This is a genomic window from Tatumella sp. UCD-D_suzukii (assembly GCF_000611875.2).
GTDB lineage: Bacteria > Pseudomonadota > Gammaproteobacteria > Enterobacterales > Enterobacteriaceae > Tatumella > Tatumella ptyseos.
On the sequence record NZ_JFJX01000001.1, the window covers coordinates 44,368 to 64,848 of the forward strand.

The following is a 20,481-nucleotide window of genomic DNA, read 5'->3' on the forward strand; positions in this document are numbered from 1 at the left end:
CTAACGACTCATTTTTACAACAATGCGGAGCCTCTCCGCTTTTTTGTCAGCCCGGGGAACGGAGCACAGTATGGATCGTATTGATGATCACGATATTCACATCCTGAGGTTATTACAGGGTAACGGGCGGTTGACCAATCAGGAACTCAGTGAGCTGGTCGGGCTGTCCGCGTCCCAGTGCTCCCGGCGCCGTATACAGTTGGAACAGACCAGCAAGATCCTCGGCTACTATGCCAGGCTTTCGCCCGATGCGCTGGGGCCGGAAATTACCGGTCTGATTGAAGTCCGGCTGATGAATCATACCCCCGAGTATGTGGACGATTTCCATCACCGTATCATTAATGATCCTTCTATTATCGATGCCTATAAGACGACCGGGGATGCCGATTATCTGTTAAAAGTGACCGTGACCGACCTCAATTCACTGAGCACACTGATAAGTCAGTTGGTGGCCGGCTACCAGAGTGTGGCGCATGTGAAGACCTCGGTGGTGCTTAACCGTATCAAAGAAGGCGGGCGGATACTGAAGACCCCCGACGGATCCGCATAATTTTTTTCTGCACGACCCGTTCGGGATCGTGCATTTCCCCTCAAATAATGCATAAATAGTGCGGCGGAGTGGTTTGTGATGCATGTTATGCCTTTTATTGCCGGTATGACCGCATGCCTCTGTTACCGTACCGGTATTTTCATAAACACGGCAACGTGACTCTTCCGGACAGTAAGGAAGGGCTCTTTGTGCTGATTGACTGTTTTGTTACGGGGGGAATATGTCATTAATGAAAACGGCCGAAGCGGAGAAAATTCCGCACAGCCTGGCGGAAGATGCACTGGCCATACTGTTCGGTACCTTACTGGTGTCGTTCGGGATTGTGATGCTGAAACAGGCGGGCGCGCTGACCGGCAGTACCGCCGGTATCGCTTTTTTAATCAGTTATATTTCACCCTTATCCTTTGGTGGTGCTTTTTTCCTGATTAACCTGCCATTTTACTGGCTTGCCGTGAAACAAATGGGCTGGGAATTTACGCTGAAAACCTTCAGTGCGGTGGCACTGGTCTCGCTGTTTACGCATCTGCACCCACTATTTATTCACTTTTCGTTGCTTAACCCTTTCTATGCAGCCCTGTTTGGTAATATTGTGATGGGCATGGGGTTCATTGTGTTATTCCGTCATAAAGCCAGCCTGGGAGGCGTGAATATTCTCGCGCTCTGGCTTCAGCAACGGATCGGACTACGGGCAGGAAAATTACAGATGGCGGTGGATACCTGTGTGGTACTGGCGTCTTTGTGGGTCGTGTCTTTGCCAATGTTGCTGGCGTCAGTCTGCGGTGCTGTGATACTGAATCTGATTATTGCGATGAACCACCGTCCCGGTCGCTACAGTGTATAAGCCTGCCTGCGACCCTTTACATTGATCAATGATGGAGAAGTCCACCGTGTTCCAACATGTCGATGCCTATGGCGGCGATCCTATCCTCACTTTGATGGAAAAATATAAAGAAGACCCACGCGCAGAGAAAGTAAACCTGAGTATCGGTCTCTACTATAACGAACAGGGGATTATTCCGCAGCTTCAGGCCGTGGCGGAGGCCGAAAAAAGGTTACAGGGCGCGTCCGAAGAGGCTTCGCTCTACCTGCCGATGGAAGGGATGACCGCTTACCGCCAGGCTATCGTTGAGCTATTGTTTGGCACGCAGGCACCGGCCGATCACGATCGGATTGCCTGTATTCAGACACTGGGCGGCTCCGGCGCACTGAAAGTCGGGGCTGACTTCCTGAAGGCGTATTTTCCGCACTCTGACGTCTGGGTGAGTGACCCGACGTGGGAAAACCATATCGCGATTTTCTCCGGGGCGGGTTTCAATGTGCATCGTTATCCGTGGTATGACGCTGCGACCGGGGGAGTCAATTTCCCGGCCTTTATTGATGCCATCAGCGCACTCCCGGAACGCAGTATTGTGCTGTTGCATCCTTGCTGCCATAACCCGACCGGTGCTGACCTCACTCCGGCACAATGGGACCAGACTCTCGATGTGCTGAAATCACGCCAGCTTATTCCGTTTATGGATATCGCTTATCAGGGCTTCGGTGCCGGGGCGGAAGAGGACTGTTATGCTATCCGCGCGGCGGCGAAAGCCGGACTTCCGGCCCTGGTCAGTAACTCCTTCTCGAAAATATTTTCACTGTACGGTGAGCGCGTCGGTGGCTTATCGGTTCTCTGTGAAAGCAGCGATGAAGCGGGTTGTGTTCTGGGTCAGTTAAAAGCCGCGGTACGTCGTAACTATTCAAGCCCGCCGACGTACGGTGCAAAGCTTGTGATGACCGTGCTGAAAGACAACGGATTACGCGCACAGTGGCTGGCTGAGCTGGAGGCGATGCGTTTACGTATTCTGGAGATGCGTCAGGCACTGGTTGAAACACTGAGCCAGGCGCTGCCGGACCGGGATTTCAGCTATCTGGAGAAGCAGCGGGGGATGTTCAGCTATACCGGGCTGAGTGCACAGCAGGTGGACAGATTACGTGAAGAGTTCGGTATCTATCTGATAGCGAGTGGCCGTATGTGTGTCGCCGGACTGAACCGCAGTAATATTCATCGCGTTGCGGAAGCTTTTGCCGCAGTGATGTAAGCCTCTGTCAGGGTCACCGTATCCTCTGTACGACCGGTGCGGTGACCTTACTGAACATTCTGTGCGACCTGTGATTTTGTATTCAATTGATATTTAACAATTTTTGTTTCACTTCTTCGCTTTTTTATATTTATACATTTAAATATTTAAATGTATAAATATAATGGCGCATCAGACTTATCAGATGAAGGAAGATTGTTGTGCAGAAACAGACCCTGTTCAGCCCGCTAAAACTGTCCGGCTTTACCTTACGCAACCGGATTGTCCTGCCCCCGCTTACCCGTTGCCGCAGCCAGCAACCGGGCAATATTGCCGGCGATTTAATGGTGGAATACTATCGCCAGCGTGCCAGCGCAGGTTTTATGATCACCGAAGGGACGCAAATCGAACCGCGAGGACAGGGCTATGCCTGGACGCCCGGGATCCATAGCGCGGAACAGATTGCGGGCTGGAAAAAAGTAACAGAGGCGGTTCATCAGGAGGGCGGAGTGATTTTCTGTCAGCTCTGGCATGTGGGGCGAGTTTCCCATACCGCGTTACAGCCAGACGGGCAGCCTCCGGTGGCTCCCTCTGCGATCCCGGCAACCAATGTCAGGGTCTTTATCGAAACAGGTCCGGGGACCGGGGAACTGACTCAGCCTTCGGCACCCCGCGCATTAACAACGGAAGAGGTCCGTGAGCTGGTGGAACTTTACCGCCAGGCAGCGCGGAATGCGAAAGAAGCCGGTTTTGATGGCGTTGAGTTACATGCGGCGAATGGCTACCTGATCAATCAGTTTATTTCTGAGCATACCAACGTCCGCACCGATGAATACGGCGGTTCACTGAAAAATCGTCTGCGTTTTCTGCAAGAGGTGACCCGGGCCGTCAGCGATGTCTTCGGCAGCCGTAATGTGGGTGTTCGTTTTGCCCCCTTATTCTCCAGCACCGATGAAGACCGGGTGTATCTGGGGCTGGTGGAGCCGGATCCGCAACTGACTTATCTGAGTGCAGCGCAGATGCTGAATGATATGCAGATTGGGTATTTATCGATTGCCGAGCCGGACTGGGACAATAGCCCTGATTTACCGGAAACATTCCGCCAGAGCCTGCGTGAAACCTTTGACGCGCCGATCCTGTGTGCCGGGCGTTATACCCGCGAGAAAGCCATGCATATTCTGGAAAACGGCTGGGCAGACTTATTTGGTTTTGGCAGAACATTTATTGCCAACCCGGATCTGCCGTACCGTTTACAGAACAACCTGCCGCTGAACGATACCGATGTAACATCGCTGTATGGGGGGAACGCTGCAGGGTATACTGATTACCCCGTTTATCGTTCCTGAAGAATATGAGGCAGCATGACACCAGAAAACGCCATAAAGCTTCTGGCAAACCCGACCAGGATGTCAGTATTACAGTGGCTCAAAGATCCGCATACTTCATTTGCAGAGTACAGCCAGCTTTATGATTTCAGTACCTATGGTGTCTGTGCCAGCCTGATCAGTGAAAAAGCCGGGCTGTCTCAGCCAGCGACCTCATTATGCCTGAAAGCGTTATCTGAGGCCGGATTGCTTGATGCCAGCAAAGTCGGTAAGTGGACGTATTACCGTCGCAATGAGGCAAAGATGCATGATATGACGACCATGGTCGCCCGGCACCTGCAGGCGCTGTAACCGGTACTGTCCTTCGGGGCAGTACCGGGAACGGCAGGATTATAACGTGCCCGTCATATACTGCGCTTCGCCATAACCAAAGCTCCAGTCGCCTTTGTTATTGCTGATAAATGAGATCATCAGGTCATTCCCTTCAATACCACAGACGGTGCGGAGTTCTTCTGCCAGTCGTTTCATAAAGAACTGTTTTTGCTCGTCACTGCGCGGGCTGGTGAAGACCCGGAGCATCACAAACTTTTCACTGCGTTCAAAGCCGAGCCCGGTATCCTGGAAGACCATCTGCCATGCTTTATTTTCATGAACAATCTGATAGCGATCACGTTCAGGCACGCTGAAGGCTTCCAGCACGACCTTATGCGCCGTATCCAGCAGTGTTTTTACTTCCTCTTCGCTACGACCTTCAATAATATCAAACTGTAGTAATGGCATTTCTCTTCTCCTGAACGGTTGAGTCTGATTATTCTGGCCCGTAAATGCCGTAAGAAAAAGCGCTGTCAGTGAAATGATTGTTTAACAGGGTGAACAATAACGATGAAAAAAAGCCATGCCGACGCATTATGGGTACACCTGCACTGGCTGATTGTGCTGGCCGAACAGGAAAGTTTTACGCGTGCGGCTGAACAACTGGAAGTCAGTAAAGCGGCGGTCAGCCAGAAGATAAAACAACTGGAAACCCTGGCCGGTGTGGCGCTGGTACAGCGAACGACCCGCAGTGTGCGTCTTACGGAAGCGGGTAAAAAGCTGGTGGCGGATTTGCGCCAACCTTTTGAGCAGATTGAACAGCATTTTAATGCTCTCCGTGACACCAGCGGGCCTCTGCGTGGCGTTATCCGCGTGACAGCGCCGGTGGCCTTTGCCAGGCAACAGTTACTGGAGCCTGTACGACAGTTTTTGCGTCAGTATCCGGAGGTTCGCATTCAGCTTGAAGTCTCTGACCAGCTATTATCGCTGGCCAGTGAAGGCTATGATCTGGCTATCCGCCATAGCCATCGGGTGCCGGACACCCATGTAGTGTTGCCCCTGTGCGATACCAAAACAGTGCTGGTGGCCGCCCCGGATTATCTGATGCAGGCGGGCAGCCCGCAGCATCCGCAGGATCTGGCCCGTCACGATTGTCTTTACTACCCACGGGGGAATGAGCTTCCGCACTGGAAACTCTGCCACCCGCAGACCACAGAGTCTTTTTCTGTGGCAGTCAAAGGCGGGTTTGCCACCAATAACAGCGAATCGATCCGTGATGCCGCGATCAGTGGCCTGGGGATTGCGATGTTACCCGATTTCAGCGCGCGTGCGGCGCTGGCCTGCGGCCAACTGTTACCGGTACTGGAAGACTGGCAGGTTGCCGGCGGATTTGCGGATAAAATCTGGCTGGTACGGCCTTATTCCGCCCGGGTTCCGCGGGCGGTTACTGTCTTCAGCCACTGGTTGCAGGAGTGTTTCCGGGCGCAGCGGCGCCCGGCAGGGTAATGGCGTATACCCTGGGGGGAAGGCGGCCGGTAGCGTTATCTGGCGGCCATTTTTTCGAACACTTCGGGATAGCGTGACCCGGCAATATTTTCCGGACGGAAAAATAGTTTATAGCTGATAATACCGGAGCTTGGTTGGTGAATTAATATACAGGGAGAACAGAATGGACGCGGCATTCCCCGATATGATGCGCTCAGGCGGGAGAAATAAAGCCCGGGATGAAACAATGATTAACCTTGAAGCCAGAAAGCTGGTTGATACTGCTAACAGACTTTCCGCCTGTCACCTTCAGGACGGTCTTACCCGAATTAATTTTATTCAGGAAATAAAATATGTTGCAGAGCAGCAATTTGCTGCAGCCCGTCGCGCGGAATCAGATGACGAGTGCATAGCGTGCATCAAAAATCTGAGAGCAGAGACCGAAAACCTCGAAGAACAGGGCCGGATGTTACGTATTAAGACGGCAAAACTTTATGCCAAAGTGGAGTTCGTCCGGGAAAATAACAAAATTGCAGGTTATGTGATTTCTGCTGTTCATATTGTGGTATCAGGTGCAGCATTGTTTGGCGGAATGATCATGATGTCGACAATGACTCCTATTGGAGTGCTTGCCGGAGCAATACTTTTCGTTGACGGTATCAATGGGATCACAAAAGAGGCCAGCCATCTTCGTTATGGCGATCAGTTCAAGTCAGAGGGAATATTTGCAGACAGTTCTAAGGAAGCTGCTAAGTATATGGGTTTTAAACCTGAAGCAGGGCTGGCAATTTATAATGCAGTTACGTTAAGTGCCAGTGTCTATAGTATTTTGGGGCTGGCAAAACAGCCCGGAGCCTGGCGCTTATTCAGATGGCTTCCCCGGGATTATTACCGGAAAGTTGAAACTATAAGCAGAACAAAACTCACGATGAAAATTGTGGGTTATGGTGTAAAAGCAAAGGTCATTTTTGACCTTTTGACCACAGATAACCCCTGCACTTAACGTCGATGAATTCTTTGATAACGCCAACATTTATAGGCAAGCACTGGCGGTTGTACAAATATTGCCACCGCAATACCGCAAAGCAGCCCGACTGAGCCAGAGAACAGGATTTCGGCTGAACCAAACAGAACCAGCAAAACGAATACGGTAAGGCAACCCGCGACTACAGACAGGGCTATGACAAAGCGATTCGCCAGATCCCGAAGGGTATCACCCATTGAACCCCCGTAATCTTCGGTATTGCTTTTAATTTTCAGGATATCGGTATGACTGAAGCCGGACTCCAGCAGTGTTTCTTCGCTCACTTTCATGAATTTTTATCCCTAAAATTCATCAGAACATCTCCGGTCAGCTTACCCAAAACCGGGTAATAAATCACCACCGAAAACCCGGTTTTGACATTATCCGTCACGCCAGCAGATGCGGCCGGTATTACGCGCGTTTATCGGTTTTTTTCTGCCATCAGCGCTGCTCCCGGCAGGGCTAAGCAGACGGCGGTGTAGCATGCTGGCAGCCTGGCTGCCAGCATAAGGGGCTCAGATAACTCAGGCCGCGGTGCTGTTTCTCAATGTATTGATATCAATAACAAAACGGTATTTTACGTCGCTTTTCAGCATCCGTTCATAGGCCTCATTGACCTGTGCAATATCGATTAGCTCAATATCGGAAATAATATTGTGCTGCCCGCAGAAATCGAGCATCTCCTGGGTTTCGGCGATCCCGCCGATCAGTGATCCTGAGACACTGCGACGTTTAAAAATCAGGCTGGCGATGTCGGGGGCCGGATGGTTATGTTCAGGGACACCCACCAGCGTCATATTCCCGTCCCGCTTCAGCAGATTAATAAAGGGCGTCAGATCATGGGTGGCCGCGACCGTATTAAGAATAAAATCAAAACTATGGGTGTGTGCTTCCATCTGTTGCGGATCTTTAGAGACGACGACTTCATCTGCCCCCAGGCGTTTACCGTCCGCAATTTTTGAGGCAGAGGTGGTAAACAGAACGACTTTTGCGCCCATGGCATGGGCAAGTTTGACTCCCATGTGTCCCAGCCCTCCCAGGCCGACGATCCCGACTTTCATGCCCGGACCGACTTTCCAGTGTTTCAGTGGGGAGTAGGTGGTGATCCCTGCGCATAACAAAGGAGCGACGCCTTTAAGATCCAGATGCTCCGGCACCTTCAGGACAAAATCTTCATGCACCACGACCCCGGTCGCATAGCCGCCGAAGGTTATTTGATTATCAACGCGGTCTCTGGCGTTATAGGTGGCGGTAAAACCTTCTTCACAATACTGTTCCACCCCTTCTTCACAGCTTTCACAATGGCGGCAGGAATCGACCATACACCCAACACCGACCAGGTCACCGATGCTGAATTTATGGGTTTTTGCACCCACAGCCGTGACCCGGCCGACAATTTCATGGCCCGGTACCATGGGGAAAATACTGTTACGCCATTCATTGCGGGCCTGGTGCAGGTCGGAATGGCAGACGCCACAGAACTCAATTTCTATCTGAATATCGTGGTCACGTAGCTGTCGGGGTTCATAACTGAAGGGGGCAAGGGGAGAGTTTTCGTTCTGCGCGGCGTAAGCATGGATAATCTTCATCATTTCTCCTGTCAGACAGATCACAGCTAATCCCCGGTGATACATCCGGGAGTGAGGAACCTGAAATAAGGATAGTCAGAGATACGGCAGAGGGACACCGCCGATCGCAGCGAATACCCCCGGGCCTGATCCTTTTCAGGATCAGGCCCGTCAAGGAAATTACTGCAACGTTATGATGTTAAACAGATTTTAGTAATGGTTTCAGGAAGCGAGCGGTATGTGATGCGTCACATTCTGCAATAGTTTCCGGGCTACCGGCAACCAGGATCTCGCCACCACCGCTGCCGCCTTCCGGCCCCAGGTCGACTATCCAGTCTGCGGTTTTAATCACATCGAGGTTATGTTCGATAACCACAATGGTATTCCCCTGGTCCCGTAACTGATGGAGCACGGCCAGCAGTTGCTGGATATCCGCGAAGTGGAGGCCGGTGGTCGGTTCGTCCAGAATATACAGCGTCTGACCCGTTCCGCGTTTAGAAAGCTCGCGCGCCAGTTTCACCCGCTGTGCTTCCCCGCCCGACAGCGTGGTCGCTGACTGACCCAGACGGATATAGGACAAGCCGACATCCATCAGGGTTTGCAGTTTACGCGCCAGTGCCGGTACCGCTTCGAAGAAGTCACGGGCTTCTTCGATGGTCATTTCCAGCACTTCGTGGATGCTCTTGCCCTTGTATTTTATCTCCAGTGTTTCGCGGTTATAACGTTTACCCTGGCACTGGTCACAAGGGACATAGATGTCCGGCAGAAAGTGCATTTCCACCTTAATCACCCCATCCCCCTGGCAGGCTTCGCAGCGTCCGCCACGCACGTTAAAACTAAAGCGGCCCGGCGTATATCCACGGCTGCGGGATTCCGGTACCCCGGCAAACAGTTCACGTACCGGGGTGAAAATACCGGTATAGGTCGCCGGGTTGGAACGCGGTGTCCTGCCGATCGGGCTTTGATCGATGTCGATCACCTTATCGAAATGCTCCAGTCCTTTAATATCACGGTACGGCGCCGGTTCGATGACGGTTGCCCCGTTTAACTGGCGCTGAGCCAGCGGGAACAAGGTGTCGTTGATCAGGGTAGATTTCCCGGAACCGGACACCCCGGTCACACAGGTAAACAGACCCACAGGCAACGTCAGCGTCACATTCTTCAGGTTATTACCGCGGGCACCGGTCAGGGTTAATACCTTATCCGGCGACCCTTTTACCCGTTCTGCCGGGACTTCAATGCTGCGTTTGCCGCTGAGGAATTGCCCGGTAAGGGAGGCTTCATTGGCCATAATCGCATTAACATCCCCTTCCGCGACGACCTGACCGCCATGAACCCCGGCACCGGGGCCGATATCGATCACATGGTCAGCCGCCCGGATAGCATCTTCGTCATGCTCGACCACAATGACGGTATTCCCCAGGTCACGCAGGTGCACCAGGGTACTCAGCAGGCGTTCATTATCACGCTGATGTAAGCCGATTGAGGGTTCATCAAGCACATACATCACTCCGACCAGTCCGGCACCGATCTGGCTTGCCAGACGGATACGTTGTGCTTCACCCCCGGAGAGGGTATCCGCAGAGCGGGAGAGCGACAGGTAATTCAGACCGACATTGACCAGAAAGCTCAGACGTTCGCTGATCTCTTTTAAGACTTTTTCGGCAATTTTTGCCCGCTGGCCTTCCAGCTGTAGCTCATCAAAGAAAGTGGTCGCGTGACCGATACTCATCTCTGAAATTTCCGGCAACGTTGTTTCTGCGACAAAGACGTGACGTGCTTCTTCACGCAAACGGGTGCCATGACAACTGGTGCAGGAGCGGTTACTGATATATTTTGCCAGCTCGTCACGGACGGCATTGGATTCCGTCTCTTTGTAGCGGCGCTCCATATTATGCAGCACCCCTTCAAACGGGTGACGACGTACAGAGGTATCTCCGCGGTCGTTCACGTATTTGAATTCGATGTTTTCTTTACCGGATCCGTAAAGAATGACTTTTTTCACCTTGTCACTCAGGGTGTTAAAGGGGGCTTCCACATCGAACTCATAATGTTCGCCCAGCGAACGTAGCATCTGGAAATAATAGAAGTTACGACGGTCCCAGCCACGGATAGCGCCGCCGGCCAGAGAGATATCTTCATTCTGTACTACGCGCTGCGGGTCAAAAAATTGCTGTACCCCCAGGCCGTCACAGGTCGGGCAGGCCCCGGCCGGGTTATTAAAGGAAAACAGACGCGGTTCCAGCTCACGCATGCTGTAGCCGCAGACCGGACAGGCAAAGTTCGCTGAGAACAGTAATTCCGCGACGCTGCTGTCATCCATATCGGCGACAATGGCTGTGCCGCCGGAGAGTTCGAGTGTCGTTTCGAAGGATTCCGCCAGTCGGGTGGCCAGATCATCACGCACTTTGAAACGGTCGACAACGACCTCAATGGTATGTTTCTTTTGCAGTTCCAGTTTTGGCGGATCAGACAGGTCACAGACTTCACCGTCGATCCTGGCACGGATATAGCCCTGCGCGGCCAGGTTTTCCAGTGTCTTACTGTGCTCACCTTTACGGTCTTTGATGACCGGTGCGAGCAGCATCAACCGGGTGCCTTCCGGCTGCTGCAACACCTGGTCGACCATCTGGCTGACGGTCTGGGCCGCTAAAGGCACATTATGTTCAGGGCACCGCGGTTCACCGACTCTGGCAAATAACAGGCGCAGGTAGTCATGGATTTCGGTGATGGTACCGACCGTCGAACGCGGGTTGTGTGAGGTCGACTTCTGCTCAATAGAAATGGCCGGAGACAGCCCTTCAATATGGTCGACATCCGGCTTTTCCATCAGTGATAAAAACTGACGGGCATAGGCGGACAATGATTCCACATAACGGCGCTGACCTTCTGCATACAGTGTGTCGAATGCCAGCGAGGATTTGCCAGAACCTGATAACCCGGTGACAACGACCAGCTTGTCGCGAGGGATAATCAGATTGATGTTTTTCAGGTTATGGGTGCGGGCACCCCGTACTTCTATCTTATCCATTCACCTTTCCCGGAGTATCAGCGTCGTCCATGCCTGCTGAGGAGACATGGGGAGAATCAAACGAACCATTATGGCATAAAAAATAAACTGATTAAATATCCAGTAGTCTGACGAAAGAACCGGTCACCGGCAGAGGCAGGTCAGTCCCGGACGTGCGTATCTGTTTTTCGTCAGTGACTGCCTTTTACTATAGATGATTTATGTCAGGCTGCTGTGTCGTGGCGTGTGGCGCACGGCTGTCTGGCGGAATTTCCGGCAGAAAAAGGCCCGCCGGCTGTTTTTTTAATCATCCGCGGCAGGGGAGCATCGGGGTTTTCGGCCTCCGCCCGGGGCGCAGAGTGAGAAGTGCGGCATGACTGCCGGAAAGCGGTTCGAAAGTATCACTATCGGTACGTGACGTGGTATGATTTACCGCTTAGACTTTGAGTAATTATTCTTCAGGAGAGACCTCTATGGCCAGTCGCGGCGTTAACAAAGTGATTCTTGTCGGGAATCTGGGACAGGACCCGGAAGTCCGTTATATGCCAAATGGTGGTGCGGTTACCAACATTACACTGGCCACCTCAGAAAGCTGGCGTGACAAGCAGACCGGTGAAAACAAAGAAATTACCGAATGGCACCGTGTGGTCCTGTTCGGCAAACTGGCTGAAGTTGCCGGTGAGTATCTGCGTAAAGGTTCTCAGGTTTACATCGAAGGTCAGTTACGTACCCGTAAATGGCAGGATCAGGGTGGCCAGGACCGTTACACGACCGAAGTGGTTGTTAACGTTGGTGGCACCATGCAGATGCTGGGTAGCCGTCAGGGCGGTAACGGCGGAGCACCTGCCGGCGGGCAGGGGAATAATAATGGCTGGGGTCAGCCACAGCAGCCGCAGCAGTCACAGGGCGGTAACCAGTTCAGCGGCGGCGGTTCAGCACCGGCAGCACGTCCGCAACAGAACAGCGCCCCGGCCAGCAGCGAACCACCGATGGATTTCGACGACGATATCCCGTTCTGATATTTAACTAAAAATGATTTAGTGAGTTATCTATCAAGCCCCTGTGAAGACAGGGGCTTTTTGTTTTTTATTTCTGAATAGTGTCAAACTCCGATAGACATCTCTTTGCCAGGTCCTGTGAGGAATTCCCGGATTACGTCAATTATGATGTACAGGTTCGTATTAAAGGTGATAGTACAGAAATATTGGATCGAATTAGGAAACGCTTGGTGACGTTGGAAGAAATGCTTTCTATTGCTGATGCAGTAGTAAAAAGCGGCGAGATGGGGGCTGATCGCTGGTATCACCGAAAGAAAACTGTCACTCGGCTTAGTGAGTTAGACGCTATTTTAGATAATGCAGATATTGAAAATGGTGCTCAGATTAAACTTCGGGGCAATGATTTCAGCCAGCTTCGCCGCGCTGCCGATACAAAGTCTATTGAGGTTATTGAGCAAAAAGGCAAAGAAGCTGTGAGGTTGGATAATTTGACTGCTTTGTTAGGAGGTGGCTTTGGATAACCTATTGGTAAATATAGATATTAATTCCATCGTGAACCTAATTCGAAGGTGGCAGGAACCAAAACTGTCCTGGTCAGCAATCTGTGAGGCGGTAGAACCATTGGCTTAAAAGTTGCCGTCAAGACAGCTCCTTAATGTACATGAAGCAATAGTGACTGCCTATCAAACGAAGAAAGAAGCACTTAAAGGGTGTGCTACCAAAAATCCGCGTCCAGCTAGTTTGAATATTGCAGCAGCCAGGATTGAAATCTTGAAAGTGAAATTGAAGAGCGAAAGGAACAGAACCGGAGGTAGAAACAGCAGTTTATGATCTGGCAATACAATGCATACAAACATGGAATGACAGAACATCAACTTAATGCGCAGCTGACAAAGATTGACCGTGAGCGTTCTGATGGAAAAAGAAGATAACTGTTAAATCCGGTGACGAGTTTTGTGTTTTGCATAGGTGAGTTTTTTAGCTTGTGTAAAGGATGAGATAATTAAGCTAATAAAAAGTTAATAAACAAAATAGTAATATTGGGCTTTTAATGGGGGAGGGATTTATTCTTGACTAGGGCTATATATCACAAGGGATAGTTGGCTTAAATAATAAAGTTAAAATGAATATTTTATTTAAATATAGAATCCTTAAGTTGTAGAATTTTAATGATATTTTAGCTTGAACTATAAAAGTCAATTAGTAAAAAGCAATGATGCTCTGTGCTCTTGAATATTTATACCATGGTATTTTCTTTGATTCCCATATATAAAACAAGAACAAGGTGTACAGTAGATTTTTCCTACAAGTTTAGGTGTCTTAGCTATCGTACTTCTATATCTATTTCGCTGGGATTTTAAACGAAATATATGATGGCGACGCCAGGCCCGACTTCTAAGAAATTAGATTTACTCCAATTTTCTAGCGCGGCGTCATGCCGCGCCCTTATCAACCTTTGGAGAGTGATATCAAAATTATCATTTATTAATACCTCTAGAGTTTTCAATTATATTAATCACTATCAAACAAAATTGGTTATGCTTACATTATACGTCTAACATTAATTTTGTCATTGCAAATAAATAATGAAAATTATAGCTATTACAGGAATGTATGTGGCCTTGACTATCGGAGCAATTAAATTCATCACAGAGTCAATGCTCTCAGCGAAGATATTAGTACCCCTCATGTCAAATAGATCAACTTCTGAGTTCTCTATCGCATTAAACCAGCTGTGCAATATATTATTCTTTTCAGAAAAGAAAGTACTATGCCCACCCTTAAAAAAACGATTTACTAAATTCTCGTGATAGCCATTAAATCCTATTCTACCTGCATGACCGAGTCCAAAACAAAACATATTGCTAAATATAAGGGCTTTATCGTCATAGGCACAATCATTAATCAGTTTCAGAGTTCGCGTCTTATCTATAAAATCAGAAATGTCGTAATCTTGTTTTAAAACACTGCCACATAGAATTATATTATTAATTTCCGGAGGGAACAAAAAATTAGCATTTTTCAAAGCTGTTATCGTCATGTATGTTCCAAAACTATGAGAAATGAAATTAAGTTCAGCTGTCGGGTGTTCTTGGCATGTTTTTATTACAAAGTCCACATAGGAATTCAATATTTTTTTACGAGTCCGAGGCAGAAGTATTTTAAAGGCTGAAAAGTGAGGGTATCTAAAAGGAATAATCTCTTTGGCTGTATCTTTAAAAACCTCGGTTACTTGTGATTGCCATTTCCCACTAGTCATAATCCCATGAGTTAATATGATGATTTTATCATGACCAGATCTCTCTGCTACACTTGTAGTGTATTTAAGTATCCATTTTAGTTTTCGCGAAAGGACATCCTTCCAGATATCGATATTATAATCATAAATGTTAAAATCAAATTTTTGAAACTTAGGTCTTTCATTTTCTGACAAATCTGAAAATTGTGTTAACCCAATAACATGGCTAGGTGTTAAAAAGTATGGACTCGTCAATTTGTATAAAATCGTGGAACCACCATCTGGGATTGGATGGCCTGATTTTCGTAACGGTAAACTCAAATCAAGTAAAAGAACGTCGTATTTTTTTTCCCTTAAAAGAGTAAGTGCATCATTAACATTATCAACAGTTTTAATACTTAATGACATGACACCTTCATTGATTAAAAAGGTTATGATGTCCTGTGCTTTATTGTCATCATCTTCAACAATGAGAATGTTCATTTTAGTTCCATGTTTAAAATAAAGTTATCTAATTTTGACTTCCAAGAGTCTGATTGGAAATCAAATAAAACCGAGCCCTTTATAATATCTGGATAAAGTCCATTTATTTCATTAAATATATCATCGATTGAAGTTAGTTGATTATGCCTCCCAAAAACTTCAAATTGAGTAACTAGTATGACGGGTGAGCAAAGCTTTCTATAGGCCATGGACGAAATTATTTCCTTCCCAGCTAAAGGTCTGTTTCTGCTTTCACTAACTGTAGCGGACTTGTCATTTGAATCAAAAGTAGGCATGGTCATATCTAACAGGATTAATGAGAAAATATTCTCAAATATTTGCTTTCTAGTTGAATTAAATGAATAACTCTGGCTTATGTCCGCATCAGGAAATTTATTTTTTATATATGCGCTAAGGATGTCTTGTTTATAGATGCTATCATCAGCAATAAGAATTTTCAATTACTTTTCCTTAATTGGTTCAATGTCTTCGATAAGAATTAAAACTTCAAATTTCTTATTTGAATATACAACGGTAACTCTATTTTCAACTTTTAGATGATGTGTAATTATTTTTTTTACTTTATAAATACCACTGCCATTATCTTTAGTGGAATTATCAATCCTATTTTCGGCAAGGTCTTCATTTATTTGTACTATTTTCTTGCATTGTTCTTCATGTAAATCAAAATCTAAGATGTTTGTAAAAATCAGTTGCAATGAATTATTATGCTCATTAATATTGTAGGTGATAGAGTAATTATCACGAGGATTTGAATGTTTTAGTGCATTATCTATAATTAAGGTTAAAACCATAACAGTGTCGGTAAAATATTGACCGAGAAAATTAGATGTAGAGTTGTTATATCCACTTAAATTGAACTTTAACCAGGGATAGTATTGACTGGCAGCAGACTCTGCTTTTTTAAGTGCAACGTTTAAATCGAAATTTGTTTTAGTTTGTTTAGCCCAGTCAAACCACGTTCTTAATTGGATAAATGATTCTTTCAACTCATCCTTTGATTTTGATACCGCGCGCTGAATTGCTATAACATCCAACCCATCACTTTCAAGTTTATCCTTGAGATTTTTTATTTCTTCAAACATTTCCTTTTCAATTGAATCCACGAACTCTCCTCTTGCAATAGCCATTTTCTCATTCGTCTGCTTGTCAAGATAAAGGAATACATCATCAATTAACGTTTCTGCAGATAGAGAGTCTATTCTACTTGCTACAGAGGCTTGGTAGTCAGGTTCAAGCGAAAACTCGAATAGTTTAGAGTTGTAACCAAACTCACCAGTATCTATATGAACTTTATTTTTTGCTTGGTTGATTATTGCATTTGCCTTTTTATTAAAATCGACCAAAGCATTGTCGATGCCATCAAGGATTGAATCATTAAAATATCCAAAGTCTGTACGCCAAACTGGGTTGGGTGAGAATTTATTTTCATCATGTTTTTTAGCTGAAATATTGTTACGTTTAAGAGGCGCCCAAAGTAAATTAACAAATCCTCCATGCCTTATTCCCATGTTCAATGACTGATCGAGACCATATAATTTATCCAAAGTATAAGCGTTTGTGATTTTATATAATAATGCCATTACGCCATTGAAAAATTCGTTATCAGAACTATAAAATAATGCATCATATTCTTCATCTGTATCCTGTATTTGATATGACAAATCACGCTCTTCATATTTTTTCAATATATCTAAATCATTTTTCACTTCGTCATTGATTTTGTTTCTTATACTGGTTTTGTCTATGTATATTCTGCCAGCGCCAGCCTCATGGGAACATAAATTAATAACAATTTTATTCAGAAGAGATCGAGCTTCCTCAAAAATAAAGCTGCGTTTTTTAATATTATAAGAGTCTAGATTAGACAGCAAAGTTCTATTGATGGATACTCTAAAAAAGAGCACATCGCTATCCGTATTGAAAAATGTACTCATGCCATCAAGCACTTCTAAATTTAATATTCTCTCTAATAAAAAAGTGTTTATATTTGGATTTTCAAATTTAATTTCATGATATTCAAAAATACCAAGATTATTAAAATAATTCTCACAAATATCTGATAGAGGTTGGGTGTAATCGTTAGAAATATATTGGTTGTAATAGTGTAAGATTATAGCGGAATTCAATAGTTTATTATTGTCAGTGGTGAAGGTAATGTTTTTTATAATGTCGTTAACTATAATTTTTATTGGTAAAGTTTTAGGATTCGTCTCCTTTAGTAATTCCGTGGCCATAATTTCATTAGCCTTATCAGTATTGCCCAGTTTGTAATAGCACTGTATTATTTTAGAGCGTGCATATGATTCATCACGCGAATTTAGCATTTTATAGTATTTTAGTGCTTGCTTATATTCTGTTGAGTGATATAGGTGATCAGCTGTATACTTATTTTTTCGCCAATCCGGTATTGATTCGTTATTGATGATATCTTTGCTGAGTTCATCAAGATCCATTATGTTATTGTTAAGTGAACATAAGTCTACAAAACTGTATTTTTTATGAGTGTTACTATCACCTTCAGCGTTATAACTAGCTAGAACACAGTTTAGGATGAATGACCAATTATAATCATTCAGTACTTGACTTATTTTCATTAACTGCGCAAGGGAGTTCTCAGTGTCGTTATCTAATGTAATATTAATTATTAAATTGATGATCTCACCCAAGACATTATTAAAGGAACAGTATTTTCCAAGTTGTATTAATGATTTTGCGTAAGGGATATAGATAACAGATAAGTTAGGTTCGTCAACCAGTGTACGTTCACATAAATCTACTACTTCTTCATATGACTCCTCAAGGTAAAGCATTATGATTTTTTGGTATAAAACCTGACCCTCATTTATTCTGTTATGATTAAAATCACGCATATTACTTACTAAGTTTTTTAGCTCTTTATCATCGATCAGTAAATTTAATTGCTTTAAGGTGGATTCTGATTCATCGGATAGTAAACTACAATTTTTCAAATATAAAACAAACCTCAGATAGGAAATATATTGGTCTATTATTCTTATGTCATAGTCATTTTTATATATGTTAATTATAGATTCATAGTTGGCTGAAGGGTCGAATAAATGCCTGTAACAAATTGTATCGATCGCATGAAAAGCGCCATCCAACCTCACTTCCTCAATCATTTTTCCAATAGAAAAAACGTATCTTTCAGCCGAGATATTCCTGTTGCATCTTACTACCTCATATCCTATGCGAGATTTAGAATATGAATGTTCGAGTAATTGCATTTCTTTAGATATACGGTTGAATTCTGCCAAATCTTTTTTGAAATAGACTAGTATCATCTTGTTTGTCAAACTCCAAAAAGTTTTCCCAAATTTATGCTCTATTCCGTCTAATAGTTTTTCTGCTTCACCAAATGATGAATTCATAAGTGATTTAATGAATTCATTTCTCATTAATATAAACTCATTAATTTCATTCGAGAAATATGATAATGTGGTTGTTACCCAATTTATAATATCCGTGCTTGTTTCTTTTTCAATTACGCGTATGTGACTGATTTTAAATATATTTTTGTCATTGGATATATATCTTGCGCGCATTAACTTATCGGCATCTTTAGTGCTTAAGAAATTTTTGTAGGCATGTATAGCTGCTGTAGTAGAAGTCTGTCTTAGTAGTGATAATTCATTAAATATAATTGATGTTTTTTCTTCATTTGTTTTATTTTGCTTAATTATTTTTTCAAACTTTCGTTTTTGGCTTTCCATCTTGCTTCTCACAGAGGTAAATCTTTTGTTCGTTTTCATTATGATTCCTTTTGTAATAGAATGTTCTAATTTGTAAACAAATTATAAGGAGTATATTTGCATTTAGTCTGGCCGGAAATTTAGTGATTCTATGAAATATATAACTGTTAGGATGATCAGTGGAGTATTGTTTTAGTGAAAATTTTTAAGTCTTTTGTTGATCTTACTATCGATGGGTTAATTAATTTGAGGCTAGGGGTATGCTACCGCCCTCACTTATTGGTGTTGCTTAAGTGATCGAGAATGTGATTGTAACAGACTATAACTCATAGTTGGACGCATAAGAAATGAAAATTTAGTCACTAGCGTGGATTTCTTTATTTCGCGGGGGGGGGGGAGGGGAGGGGACGTTATTTAGATGGTTTCAATAAGTGAAAAAATATTCAGCGTGCGGTTTCCAAGAGGTTTCAACGCAATCTTCGAATGACTAGGCTCGGGTTTAACAGGCACTTCACAGTCCATCAGACTAACCTATCCTCTTAGTAGTCGCTGACAACAATGTAATGTTTCACAGAGTATGCTATAAAAAATTTTACATATAAAATTACACTTTGTGGTTTTGGTCGAAAAGATTGTGATAATTTTCTCTACTATATAAGCATTTATTGTTTTCATGAGATTGTTCATGGTATATCAGGTAAACCTAACCGTTCTGATCATCGTCTGATCAAAGCGATTTTGTCTGTCGATAAGGCCCCGTAACACGGGGCTTTTTTGTATCCAGAAAACCCCCAGCTAGGCTGGGGGTTCCGTAAAGCTTTCAGCTTTGGGCCGTATATAAAAACCCCTTTTGATTTGTTAAAACACCTTGCGGTCTGGCAACTGCAAAGGTTCAACAGGAAATCAAAAGGGGGTCCCAATGAGGGACGAAAAGAGCTTAGCGCATACCCGATGGAACTGTAAATATCACATAGTTTTCGCACCTAAGTACCGAAGGCAGGTCTTTTATGGAGAGCGGCGAAGGGCAATAGGGAGCATTTTAAGAAAGCTGTGTGAATGGAAAAATGTNAACCCCTTTTGATTTGTTAAAACACCTTGCGGTCTGGCAACTGCAAAGGTTCAACAGGAAATCAAAAGGGGGTCCCAATGAGGGACGAAAAGAGCTTAGCGCATACCCGATGGAACTGTAAATATCACATAGTTTTCGCACCTAAGTACCGAAGGCAGGTCTTTTATGGAGAGCGGCGAAGGGCAATAGGGAGCATTTTAAGAAAGCTGTGTGAATGGAAAAATGTGAATATCCTGGAAGCGGAATGTTGTGCTGATCATATTCATATGCTTTTGGAGATCCCGCCGAAGATGAGTGTCTCGGGCTTTATGGGGTATCTGAAGGGCAAAAGCAGTCTGATGCTGTATGAACAGTTCGGGGATTTGAAATTTAAGTATAGAAACAGGGAGTTCTGGTGCCGTGGATACTATGCAGACACGGTAGACAAGAACACGAAAAAGATACAGGAATATATAAAGCACCAGCTCGAAGCGGATAAAATGGGAGAGCAGTTGTCGATCCCTTATCCGGGAAGCCCGTTTACGGGCCGTAAGTAATCCAAAATGCAAATGTCAGATTGCGATGCGCCTGTTAGGGCGCTGCTGGTAAGAGAGCCTTACAGGCGCATTTGAAAAACCTCCGGCTATG

17 protein-coding genes and 1 pseudogene are annotated in these 20,481 nt (G+C 45.4%); 11 read left to right on the forward strand and 7 right to left on the reverse strand.

From position 1 onward, the window contains the following. Positions 1–70: 70 nt before the first annotated feature. The 5 genes from CG67_RS00210 (at position 71) to CG67_RS00230 (ending at position 4,283) form a co-directional block, all read left to right on the forward strand. Positions 71–550, forward strand: a complete 480-nt coding sequence (locus tag CG67_RS00210) for an Lrp/AsnC family transcriptional regulator (protein WP_025900966.1) — start codon at positions 71–73, stop codon at positions 548–550. A gap of 229 nt (positions 551–779) precedes the next feature. Then, positions 780–1,391, forward strand: a complete 612-nt coding sequence (locus CG67_RS00215; RefSeq protein ID WP_025900967.1) for a YitT family protein — start codon at positions 780–782, stop codon at positions 1,389–1,391. A gap of 46 nt (positions 1,392–1,437) precedes the next feature. Continuing rightward, a complete protein-coding gene (locus CG67_RS00220; RefSeq protein ID WP_025900968.1) occupies positions 1,438–2,628 on the forward strand; it encodes an amino acid aminotransferase in 1,191 nt (396 codons plus the stop codon). 200 nt (positions 2,629–2,828) lie between these two features. Beyond that, entirely contained in the window at positions 2,829–3,953 is a 1,125-nt protein-coding gene (locus tag CG67_RS00225) for an alkene reductase (protein ID WP_025900969.1), read from the forward strand. A 15-nt stretch (positions 3,954–3,968) separates the two neighbouring features. Beyond that, the gene (locus CG67_RS00230) at positions 3,969–4,283 is read left to right on the forward strand and encodes a helix-turn-helix transcriptional regulator (RefSeq protein ID WP_025900970.1); all 315 of its coding nucleotides are present in this window, start codon (positions 3,969–3,971) and stop codon (positions 4,281–4,283) included. Between the two features lie 39 nt (positions 4,284–4,322). Here the strand turns inward: CG67_RS00230 and CG67_RS00235 are convergent, their stop codons facing one another. Next, entirely contained in the window at positions 4,323–4,712 is a 390-nt protein-coding gene (locus tag CG67_RS00235) for a tautomerase family protein (RefSeq protein WP_025900971.1), read from the reverse strand. Positions 4,713–4,814: 102 nt separating this feature from the next. Between CG67_RS00235 and CG67_RS00240 the strand changes: the two genes are divergently transcribed. Together CG67_RS00240 and CG67_RS00245 are read left to right on the forward strand one after the other, a co-directional pair. Further along, on the forward strand, positions 4,815–5,750 hold the full coding sequence (locus CG67_RS00240) for a LysR family transcriptional regulator (protein ID WP_025900972.1): 936 nt from the start codon (positions 4,815–4,817) through the stop codon (positions 5,748–5,750). 163 nt (positions 5,751–5,913) lie between these two features. Further along, positions 5,914–6,732, forward strand: coding sequence for a DUF4225 domain-containing protein (locus tag CG67_RS00245; RefSeq protein WP_025900973.1), 819 nt, complete (start codon positions 5,914–5,916; stop codon positions 6,730–6,732). On the opposite strand, the gene CG67_RS00250 is transcribed toward CG67_RS00245, so the two are convergent. From CG67_RS00250 to uvrA, 3 genes are all read right to left on the reverse strand, one after another. Further along, positions 6,729–7,043 (reverse strand): hypothetical protein, encoded by a 315-nt coding sequence (locus CG67_RS00250; protein WP_025900974.1) that lies wholly within the window; start codon positions 7,041–7,043, stop codon positions 6,729–6,731. The genes CG67_RS00245 and CG67_RS00250 overlap by 4 nt on opposite strands. 234 nt (positions 7,044–7,277) lie before the next feature. Continuing rightward, positions 7,278–8,342 (reverse strand): NAD(P)-dependent alcohol dehydrogenase, encoded by a 1,065-nt coding sequence (locus CG67_RS00255; RefSeq protein WP_025900975.1) that lies wholly within the window; start codon positions 8,340–8,342, stop codon positions 7,278–7,280. 178 nt (positions 8,343–8,520) lie between these two features. Further along, positions 8,521–11,352: an excinuclease ABC subunit UvrA gene (gene uvrA, locus CG67_RS00260; protein ID WP_025900976.1), complete on the reverse strand. Its 2,832-nt coding sequence runs from the start codon at positions 11,350–11,352 to the stop codon at positions 8,521–8,523. Positions 11,353–11,804: 452 nt separating this feature from the next. Between uvrA and ssb1 the strand changes: the two genes are divergently transcribed. Then, the gene (ssb1, locus tag CG67_RS00265) at positions 11,805–12,350 is read left to right on the forward strand and encodes a single-stranded DNA-binding protein SSB1 (protein WP_025900977.1); all 546 of its coding nucleotides are present in this window, start codon (positions 11,805–11,807) and stop codon (positions 12,348–12,350) included. Positions 12,351–12,559: 209 nt separating this feature from the next. Continuing rightward, positions 12,560–12,850 (forward strand): hypothetical protein, encoded by a 291-nt coding sequence (locus CG67_RS00270; protein ID WP_152975018.1) that lies wholly within the window; start codon positions 12,560–12,562, stop codon positions 12,848–12,850. Positions 12,851–13,899: 1,049 nt separating this feature from the next. On the opposite strand, the gene CG67_RS00275 is transcribed toward CG67_RS00270, so the two are convergent. The 3 genes from CG67_RS00275 to CG67_RS00285 are packed head-to-tail and all read right to left on the reverse strand — an operon-like array spanning position 13,900 to position 18,845. After that, complete coding sequence (locus CG67_RS00275; protein WP_025900979.1) at positions 13,900–15,051, reverse strand: response regulator; 1,152 nt, start codon at positions 15,049–15,051, stop codon at positions 13,900–13,902. Beyond that, positions 15,048–15,512, reverse strand: coding sequence for a hypothetical protein (locus tag CG67_RS00280; protein WP_025900980.1), 465 nt, complete (start codon positions 15,510–15,512; stop codon positions 15,048–15,050). The genes CG67_RS00275 and CG67_RS00280 overlap by 4 nt, the downstream gene beginning before the upstream one ends. Then, positions 15,513–18,845 carry a hypothetical protein gene (locus tag CG67_RS00285; RefSeq protein WP_025900981.1) on the reverse strand — a complete coding sequence of 1,111 codons (3,333 nt, stop codon included), beginning with the start codon at positions 18,843–18,845 and terminating at the stop codon, positions 15,513–15,515. An 859-nt stretch (positions 18,846–19,704) separates the two neighbouring features. On the opposite strand from CG67_RS00285, the pseudogene CG67_RS17215 reads away from it, so the two are divergent. Together CG67_RS17215 and tnpA are read left to right on the forward strand one after the other, a co-directional pair. Further along, positions 19,705–19,839 (forward strand): annotated as a pseudogene (locus CG67_RS17215) (transposase); the annotation flags it as partial. Positions 19,840–19,931: 92 nt separating this feature from the next. Further along, on the forward strand, positions 19,932–20,390 hold the full coding sequence (tnpA, locus tag CG67_RS00290; RefSeq protein WP_025900982.1) for an IS200/IS605 family transposase: 459 nt from the start codon (positions 19,932–19,934) through the stop codon (positions 20,388–20,390). Positions 20,391–20,481: the final 91 nt, after the last annotated feature.